This window comes from Raoultella sp. (genome assembly GCF_039594335.1).
Lineage (GTDB): Bacteria > Pseudomonadota > Gammaproteobacteria > Enterobacterales > Enterobacteriaceae > Klebsiella.
This window is the reverse complement of the sequence record NZ_JBCNNS010000251.1, coordinates 1-3,491: the sequence shown is the minus strand read 5'-3', so window position 1 is coordinate 3,491 and position 3,491 is coordinate 1. Positions and strand designations below refer to the sequence as shown.

Below are 3,491 nucleotides of genomic sequence, written 5' to 3'. Positions count from 1 at the left end.
GCAGTTGAAGCCTTCGACATCTGGCCGCGATGTCTACCAGCGCATGGGCTGGCGAGGCGAACCGTCGGTCAGCGAGCTGAAAAATCCCGAACGTAATATTTCGATGGGCGCGGCCTATCTGAGTATCTTGGAGAATGGCCCGCTTGCCGGGATTAAAGATCCGCAGGTGATGCGCTATGCGGTGGTGGTCTCCTACGCGAATGGCGCCGGAGCGCTGCTGCGCACCTTCTCCTCGAATCGTCAGGATGCGATTGATGAGATTAACGATTTGGATGCCGATGAGTTCTTTGAACACGTGGTGAAAAAGCATCCGGCTCCGCAGGCTCCGCGCTATATCTGGAAGCTGCAGAAGGCGCTCGACGCCATGTAACCGCCTCCGCTCGCGCTGTGCTTCACGGGGTATCCGCAGAGCACAGCGTGATTCAGACAATCCTCAGAAGTCGTAACCGACGGTGGCGATCACGCTGCGTTCGGCCCCCCAGTAACAATTGCCCGTTCCGTAGCAGCCGGAGAGAAACTCCCGGTCGCTGAGGTTATTGGCATTCACCTGCACAAAAGCCCCTTTCAATGATGGCGACCAGACACCGAGATCGGCGCGGACCATTGCATCCAGTAAGGTGACCGACGGCAGGCGCTCGGTATTGGCGTCATCCGCCCACTGTTTGCCGATATAGCGTACGCCGGCCCCGACGCTGATCCCTGTCGGGAACTGATAGCGCGCCCAGAAAGAGGCCATCTGATCCGGCGTCAGCTGCGGCGTGTTGTCGCTGGTACCATCTTTGGTGTCCTGGAAGCGCAGGCGGTTCCAGGTGTAGGAGACAAGGGTGCTCAACTCAGGTGTAATCTGGTTGCGCATCTCCAGCTCCACGCCCTGAGAATGGACTTTTCCTGCCGGAATAAAGGTCGCGGTGGCAATATTCGGATCGCGCGTCGCCACATCTTTTTGTGTTAAATCGTACAGGGCGATGCTGTACAGATCGGCGCTGCCCGGCGGCTGGAATTTCAGCCCCGCTTCAAGCTGTTCTGCGCTGGTGGGTTTCAGCAGGGTGCCGTCGGCGCCCGGCAGCATCGCCGGCGTAATCGCCTGGCTATAGCTTAGATACGGCGAGAGGCCGTTTTCCAGCGCGTACAGCAGCGATGCCCGGCCGCTGATATGGTCATCGGCACGGCGGCTGGAGGTGCCGAAGGTCTCGCTGACCTGTTGAGAAACAATGCGATCGTAGCGACCGGAAACATCGAGATGCCAGCGCGCCCAGACCATTTCGTCCTGCAGATAGATCCCGGTCTGCTCATAGCGGCGGTTATTGTTATTGCTGTAGGTCACGGTATGTCCGGTCTGTGCGGTATAGCCGCTGAACGGGTCGAGGGGTGACGCGCTGCCGGCGCCGGTCCACAGATCGTTGCGGAAACGGTGATATTCCCCGCCGAAGATCAGCGTATGGGCCAGTTCACCGGTGGTGAAATCGGCGCGCAGACGGTTATCGGTAGACCAGGCATCCAGCGAGCCGCGCGAGCCGCTATACCCGCGCGCCAGCCTGTCGCTGTCATCAATCCAGCCGGCCTGATACACCTGATCCAGCGAGACGTTAGTGTGGGTATAGCTCCCGGCGGAGTAGGCCGACCAGACATCATTGAACTGATGAGTGAACTCGTAGCTGTAGATCTGCTCGCGGCGCTGATACCCGTCTGACGGAGCGCCTTCATTGGTGCCGGTGGAGAGCTTACGCCCGTGGTGGGCATAGCGGGTGCCGTCCAGCGGCAGCGAACCGTGATAACCGCCCGAGGGATCTTTTTGCAGGTAGGCGCGCAGCAGTAGCGAGGTGTCGGTATCCGGCTGCCAGAGCAGAGAAGGCGAGACGGCGTAGCGCTCTTCGCGGGTATTATCGTACTGGGTGTCGCTGGTGCGCGTCATGCCGATAATCCGGTAAGCCCATTGATCGTTGAGGGCATCGGTATAATCGAAGGCGGCCTCTTTGGTGTTCTGCGTCCCGCCGCTGAGGCGGAAATGGCCTTCCGAGGCAAACTGCGGACGTTTCGACGTCAGATTCACCACCCCGCCCGGCACGCTCTGACCGTACAGCGCCGAAGAGGGGCCCCGGATGACGTCAACCCGTTCAATAAACCACGGGTCGATTTGCAGGACGTTGTGGCTGCCGCCGTCGCTCATCAGGCGCATGCCGTCGAGAAACAGGTTATCAACATCACCGCCGTGGTAGCCGCGTAGCGACACCGTATCAAAGCGGGTTGCGCCGCCGCCGAAGCTGGAGTAAACCCCCGGAGTATATTCCAGCGCCTGGCTGATGGTATTGGCTCCCCGATCCTCCATTTGCTGACGGGTGATGACGGAGACCGACTGCGCGGTGGTAATCAACGGCCGATCGGTTTTCGTCGCGCCGGCGGAGGTTCTGGCACTATAGCCCTGCGTTGGCGAGGTAGCAGAGTCGACGGGCTGCGCGGTAACGATAACCGTCTCTTCCGCCAGGCTGGCTAGCGGGAAGGCGACGGCCAGCGCGTACAGCAGCGCCGGGCGTTTGCAGATGACACGAGCGGTCATGACATAATCCTGAGTTGACGTAGCCTGGTACTCCTGTACGCCGCCACGCAGAGAAAACGAAAGTGTCATTTTTCGTAAAAATGTAATGCGAATTATTATTGTTTACTTTCTCAAAATCAAGCCGGTTTTTGTCGTGCACGCTAGCAAAGGCCATGATAAATATCAGGATGTTGCTACGTAAGGGGCGCGTCACGCGCCCGGCGGAAGAGAGGAGGAAGCCAGCAGCCCACGAATTCAGGTGGCGGTTAACGGGTTCAGCGACGGCAATTCCAGCCGATCAGCGCCCAGTCCCGGGCATCAACCTGAATGGTTTGCGGGTTTTGCTGCACATACCAGCGGGCGAGACGTTCCCGCTCGGCCGGGCTGAGCGCGCCGAAGGCCGCTACCACGTTACGCTCAAACCGCGGATAGCTGCTGTTATCCTGAGGGTCGCCATAAATAAAGTCGACGCTGGCATTAATGCCCATTTGATACAGCACGTTCACGGCATACATATAGTTCGGCAGCGCCGTGCTGTCTCGTCCCAGCACGCGCAGGATCGTCGGTGAGGCAAACCCAGGGTTAACCAGATGGGTCGTGTAGACTCGCAGCCGCGCCTGACGATCGAGCTTCGTCATCGCCTCGCGCATATCCGCCACCAGGGTCGAACGGGAGGCCACGGCGATATCGCAGCGCGGCAGACCCTCCCAGCTCTCTTCCCATGCCCGCTGATACCAGACCGCGTGGCGAACGCCTTGCGCCATAGCCCGACGAGCGGCGACATCCAGCATTCCCGGGCTGTAATCGACGCCGCAGATCTCATCGAGTTGACTGGCCAGCGCCAGCGAGACGGTACCCGGGCCGCAGCCCATATCGAACAGGCTGCTGGCACCGAGTAAATCAATTTTTGCCAGCAGTTGCTGCAGATAGCTGTCGATGACCGGGGTATCGACGATGG

3 protein-coding genes are annotated in these 3,491 nt (G+C 59.8%); 1 reads left to right on the top strand and 2 read right to left on the bottom strand.

Features of this window, described 5'->3' with window-relative positions; all coding sequences use genetic code 11:
* A partial coding sequence (emtA, locus tag ACZAHD_RS22480; protein ID WP_462458704.1) for a membrane-bound lytic murein transglycosylase EmtA occupies positions 1–370 on the top strand: 370 nt, incomplete at its 5' end.
* Positions 371–433: 63 nt separating this feature from the next.
* On the opposite strand, the gene ACZAHD_RS22475 is transcribed toward emtA, so the two are convergent.
* Both ACZAHD_RS22475 and ACZAHD_RS22470 read right to left on the bottom strand, forming a co-directional pair.
* Complete coding sequence (locus tag ACZAHD_RS22475; RefSeq protein WP_462458703.1) at positions 434–2,554, bottom strand: TonB-dependent siderophore receptor; 2,121 nt, start codon at positions 2,552–2,554, stop codon at positions 434–436.
* A gap of 254 nt (positions 2,555–2,808) precedes the next feature.
* Positions 2,809–3,491 (bottom strand): class I SAM-dependent methyltransferase (locus tag ACZAHD_RS22470; RefSeq protein ID WP_462458702.1); only part of this gene is annotated, 683 nt, incomplete at its 5' end.

What these genes read in the sequence shown, in the direction of transcription:
- ACZAHD_RS22475 (WP_462458703.1), bottom strand. Translation starts at nt 2,554, where the DNA reads ATGACCGCTCGTGTCATCTGCAAACGCCCGGCGCTGCTGTACGCGCTG.